Raw genomic sequence first — 5,748 nt, forward strand, 5'->3', positions numbered from 1 at the left:
GTTCACCCCTCCCGGCATCCGGCAGCCGACCGCCACGATCGCGATCGGGTCCTCCGCCGTGACGGGGGCCTGCCCCTGTGGCTCCGGCACGTCCTCCTCGGCCCCGCCGGGCAGCTCCTCGGAGAGGTGACGGACCAGGTCGTCGACGGTGGGGTAGTCGAAGACGAGGGTGACCGGCAGACCGACACCGGTGGCGGACGCCATCCTGTTACGCAGGTCGACCGCGGTCAGGGAGTCGAATCCCAGGTCGCGAAAGGCCCGATCGGTCTCAAGGTCTGCGGGGTCGTGCCCCAGGGCCGCGGCGACCTCCGCCGTGACCAGGCGCCGCAGCTCCCGCTCACGTTCCTCTCCTCGAAGGCCGAGCCAGCGGTCGTCTTCTTCGTCCGCCCGCTCGTCCGCCACCGCCCGGTCCCGTTCCCGGACCTCGGGAAGCTCGCTCAAGACGGGAAGGTCCTTGGTCCACGGCGACGAGTCCAGCAGGAGACGCCACTCGATGTCGGCCACGGCGACGCACACGTCACCGCTTCCGACCGCCTTGGCCATCGCGTCGACCGCCTTCTCCGCGGGCATGGCGGGTATACCGCCGCGGCGCAGCCGCTCGGAGGTCTCCTCATCGACGAGGCCTCCGCTGTCCCACGCCCCCCAGGCGATGGACGTCGCCGCGAGCCCTTGGTCGCGTCGGTGGCGCGCGAGACCGTCGAGGTAGGCGTTGGCCGCCGCGTAGGAGCCCTGTCCGGGGCCGCCGAGCGTGCCCGCGAGCGAGGAGAAGAGGATGAACGCCGAGAGGTCGTGTTCCCTGGTGAGTTCGTGCAGGTTACGGGCGGCGGCGATCTTGGGCCTGAGCACGGTGTCGTACCGCTCCGGGGTGAGACCGTCGATCAGACCGTCGTCGAGGGCCCCCGCCGTGTGGACGATCGCGTTCAGGTCGGGCAACCCGTCCAGGGCGGCGGAAAGGGCGTCGCGGTCGGAGACGTCCACCGCGACGATGGAGACGCGGGCTCCCTTGGCGGTGAGTTCCTCCCGAAGGCGGTCGGCCCCGGGGGCGGCCGGACCACTGCGGCTGAGCAGCACGAGGTGCTCCGCGCCGTTGTCGGCGAGCCATTCTGCGACCCTGCCGCCCAGCGCCCCGGTACCACCGGTGACGAGGACGACGCCTTCGGGTCGCCAGGAGCGGGCGACGTCGGGTGCCCGGACCAGTCGTCGAACGTACACCCCGGCTCCGCGCACGGCAGCCTGCGGCTCTTGGGAACCGGAGGCGAGGAGGGCGACCAGGTTCTCCGCGGCCGAGTCGTCGAGCCCTTCCGGCAGGTCGATCAGTCCTCGCCAGAACTGCGGGTGTTCCGTCGCCGCGATCCGACCCAGCCCCCAGGTGGTGGCCTGTTCGGGTTCGGAGACGGTCTCCCCCGGGTGCGCCGCGACGGCGCCGGAGGTCGCGGCCCACAACGGCACGTCACCACCGATGTCGTTGCACGCCTGCACCAACGCGTTGTTGAGCGTGAGTCCCAGGCTGCGTCCGGAGGAGGAGACGGCGTCTCCCCCCAGCGCGCACAGGGACAGCAGTCCTACGGGAGCCTCGACGGAGCGCAGGCGCTCCGCGATGGCGGCGCGGTCCTGGCCCGGAACGAGTTCGAGGAGCTCGCATCGTGCTCCGTGACCGTCGAGGGCGCCCAGCACATCCGTGACCAGGGGCGAGTCCCCCGACCCTGCGGGCACGGCGATCAGCCACCGTCCCGCGAGCTCGGGCGAAGCGGTGAGCTCGGTGCGCTTCCAGGCGACCCCGTATCGCCAGGACGATGTCTCCGACCCGATGCCGAGGCCGCGGACCGGCGCCTCGAGCCAGTAGTGGCGCCGTTGGAAGGAGTAGGTGGGCAGGTCGACGACGCGCCCTCCGGAGAGCAGGGCCTCCCAGTCCACCCGCACGCCCTGGGTGTGCAGACCGCAGAGCGAGTTCATGAGCCGGTCGAGCCCGCCCTGTTCACGACGCAGGCTGTCCGAGACGACGCTCGCGTCCAGGCGCCCCTCGTCATCGAGGGTCTCGGTCACGGCCGGGGTCAAAACGGGGTGCGGGCTCATCTCCACGAACACGTCGTGGCCGTCACGCGCCAACCTCCGGGTCGTGCTCTCCAGCTCCACCGTCCGGCGAAGGTTGCGGTACCAGTAGTCGGTGTCCTCCGCGGACAGCTCCAGTGGAGCCCCGAGGACGGTCGAGTAGAAGGGGACCGAAGAGTCGCGGTGCCGCACCGGGGCGAGGGCCGTGGCGAGTTCCTCGCGCAGGAGTTCGACGGCGGCCGAGTGCGAGGCGTAGTCCACGGGGACGCGTCGCGTCCGAACCCCTTCCGCTCCCAGTTCCTGTTCGAGTCGGTTCAGTTCCTCGTCGGGACCGGACACGACGGCGGAGGAGGCACCGTTGGCGGCGGCGACGGCGAGCCCCGGGTAACGGTCCAGTTCGGTGCTCACCGTCTCAGCGGGGAGACCGACGGACAGCATGCCCCCGCTTCCCGCGATACGCGTCAGGGATCGACTGCGCAGGATGACCACTCGGGCCGCGTCTTCGAGGGACAGCGCCCCGCTCACACAGGCGGCGGCGATCTCCCCCTGGCTGTGACCGACCACGGCGTCCGGTTCCACGCCCAGCGAACGCCACACCGCGGCGAGGGAGACCATGACGGCGAAGAGGACCGGCTGGACCTGGTCCACCCGTTCCATCCAGCCCTCGTCCTCGGTTCGCAGCAGCTCCTCGAGCGACCAGTCGACGTGGTCGGAGAAGGCACGCTCGCACTCGGCGATCCGGCCGGCGAACACCGGGGATTCGTCGAGCATGCGACGCGCCATTCCCGACCACTGCGAACCCTGGCCCGGGAACATGAAGACGACACGGCGCTTGCGCCGCTGCCCCGCCCTACCTCGGCGCACCAGGTCGGAGGGGTCGCCTTGCGCGATGGCCTCCAGCCCCTTGAGCAGGTCGTCCTTCCCCTTGGCGACCACCGCGGCACGGTGTTCGAAAGCGGTCCGGGCCGTGGCGAGCGTGTAGGCGACGTCGAGCGGATCCTGGTCGGGTTCGTCCCTCAACCGGTCGCGAAGACGAACGGCCTGGTCCCGCAGTGCGTTCTCCGTCCTGCCGGACAGGACCCAGGGGAGGGCGGAGGACGCGACGGTCTCCGGGCCGACCGGCTCTCGCACCTCCTCGGCCTTCGGGGCCTCACGGAGGATGACGTGGGCGTTGGTGCCGCTCACACCGAAGGACGAGATCCCGACGGTGCGCTCCCGCTCGGTCTCCGGCCACGGCAGCGAGCGGACCAGCGGGGTGATCGAGCCTTCGGACCAATCGACCTTGGACGTGAGTTCATCGAGGTGGAGCGACCGCGGAAGGACACCGTGCCGCAGGGCCTCGACCATCTTGATCACGCTGAGCACGCCCGCGGCGGCCTGGGGGTGACCGATGTTGGACTTCAGCGATCCGATGTGCAGCGGGCGGGCGCTGTCGCGATCCCTGCCGTACGTGGCGATGAGCGCCTCGGCCTCGATCGGGTCGCCCAGGCCCGTCCCGGTCCCGTGGGCCTCCACCACGTCCACGTCACCGGGGTCCAGACGTGCGCCGGCGAGCGCCTGACGGATCACCCTCTGCTGGGCCAGACCGTTGGGGGCGGCCATGCCGTTGCTGGCACCGTCCTGGTTGATGGCGCTGCCGGACACCACCGCCAGGACGGGATGGCCGTTGCGGCGGGCGTCCGACAGCCTCTCCAGGAGGATGGTTCCCGCGCCTTCCCCCAGGCCCATTCCGTCGGCGTCGGCGGAGAACGCCTTGCAGCGACCGTCCTTGGCGAGGGCCTTGTGCCGGCTGAAGCCGATGAGGGAGATCGGAGCGGACATCACCGCCACACCGCCGACCACGGCGAGCGAGGTCTCCTTGCGGCGCAGGGACTGAATGGCCAGGTGCAGGGCGACGAAGGAGGACGAGCACCCGGTGTCGAGGGTGATGGCGGGGCCTTCCAGGCCCAGGGTGTAGGCGATGCGTCCCGAGATGACGCTGGTGGACATCCCCGTCACGAGGTGCCCCTGGACGCTTCCCTCCAGTTCGCGCCAGCCTTCGCCGTACCCCTGCCAGGCGGCGCCCAGGAAGACGCCCGTGGGGGTGCCCTTGAGGGAACGCGGAAGGATCCCGGCCCGTTCGAAGACCTCCCAGGAGGTCTCCAACAGCAGACGCTGTTGCGGGTCCATGGCCTCGGCCTCGCGGGGGGCGATACCGAAGAAGTCCGGGTCGAAGCCTCCCGCGTCCTTCAGGAAGCCACCGGAGTTCACGTAGGAGGTGCCCTCGTGTTCCGGGTCCGGGTGGTAGAGGCGTTCGAGGTCCCAACCACGGTCCGTGGGCAGGGGCCCGACCGCGTCCTCCTCACGGGAGACGAGGTTCCAGAGTTCCTCGGGGGAGGTGACCCCGCCAGGGCAGCGACAACTGGTGGAGACGATCGCGATCGGTTCGCGTTCGGCCTGCTTCAGCCTCTCGTTCTCCCGGACGGATGCGCGCAGCGCGGAAACCAACTGCTCGTTGTTCTCGGTCATTTCACACCTTCATCGGTCTCGTTCTGCATCGCCAACCGGACCAGAGAGTCGATGTCCATGTCGTTCACCTCGTCGGGGTCGTCGAGTCCGACCTCGGGCGCCCGACCCGGAGGGGCTTCCACGTCTCCTCGTGGGTCGGGGACCAGCAGCCCGTCCAGGTGGGCGGTGAGGGAGTCGGCGTCGGGATGATCGAAGACGATCGTCACGGGGAGCCGCAGCCCGGTGGCTCCTCCGAGTCGGTTCCGCAGGTCGACCGCTGTCAAAGAGTCGAACCCGAGCTCTCGCAAAGCGCGTTCGGGGTCGACGTCGTCCGGGCCGGTGTACTGGAGGACGGCGGCGATCTGGGTGCGCACCAGGTCCGAGAGTTCCCTCTCCCGTTGAGCCGGGCTCAAGGTGACGAGGCGGTCGGCGAGTGATCCGAGGGACGCCTCGGCCTCCTTCGGCTCCTCTGTCAGGAGTGCCGCGCGCGCTTCGGGCACCGTCGTGATCAAAGGGCTGGGGCGGGCCATGGTGAACACGGGCGCGAAGCGGCTCCAGTCCACGTCGGCGAGGACCTCCACGACGGGCCCGCCCTCAAGGACCCGGTGAAAGCCTTCGAGCGCGGCCTTCGGGTCCATGAAGGGGATGCCCCTGCTGCGCAGTTGTTCCTCGACGAGATCGGCGGCCATACCCCCGCCCTCGTCAGGTGACCAGATCCCCCAGACCACCGAACGCGCCGCCAGCCCCCTGCCCCGGCGGTGTTCGGCGAAGCCGTCCAGGTAGGCGTTGGCACAGGCGTACGCGCCGTGCTCTCCGCTCCCCCAGGCCGCGGACACCGAAGAGAAGAGGACGAAGTCGTCGAGCTCTCCGGGTTCGCTGAAGACCTGGTCCAGGGCGTCGGCGCCGGCGATCTTGGCGTGGGTGGTCGCCGCGAACTCTTCGACATCGGTGTCGGCCAGGCCGCGAAGCACGCCCGCGCCGGCCATGTGGAACACCGTGCGGACGGGGAAGCCCTCCTTGGCCGACCGCTCCTTGATGTGGGCCAGCGCGGTCGCGTCACCCGCGTCGCACGCGGTGATCTCCACCTCGGCGCCCAGCGCCCGCAACTCCCGTTCGAGTTCGGGCGCCCCGGGTGCGCCGGATCCTCGTCTGGAAGTCAGCACCAGACGGGGAACACCCAGTTCGGCCAGCCAGCGAGCCACCTGGGCGCCC

General features: G+C 70.5%; 2 protein-coding genes. Both read right to left on the reverse strand.

The window, feature by feature from the left end; translation table 11 throughout:
• Positions 1–4,557 (reverse strand): type I polyketide synthase (locus K8V84_RS13725; protein WP_304074721.1); only part of this gene is annotated, 4,557 nt, incomplete at its 3' end.
• The coding region (locus tag K8V84_RS13730) for a beta-ketoacyl reductase (protein ID WP_304074722.1) at positions 4,554–5,748 on the reverse strand (1,195 nt) is incomplete at its 5' end. The genes K8V84_RS13725 and K8V84_RS13730, both read right to left, overlap by 4 nt.

It is taken from the genome of Nocardiopsis listeri, assembly GCF_020741345.1.
In the GTDB taxonomy this organism is placed as follows: Bacteria; Actinomycetota; Actinomycetes; order Streptosporangiales; family Streptosporangiaceae; genus Nocardiopsis; species Nocardiopsis listeri_A.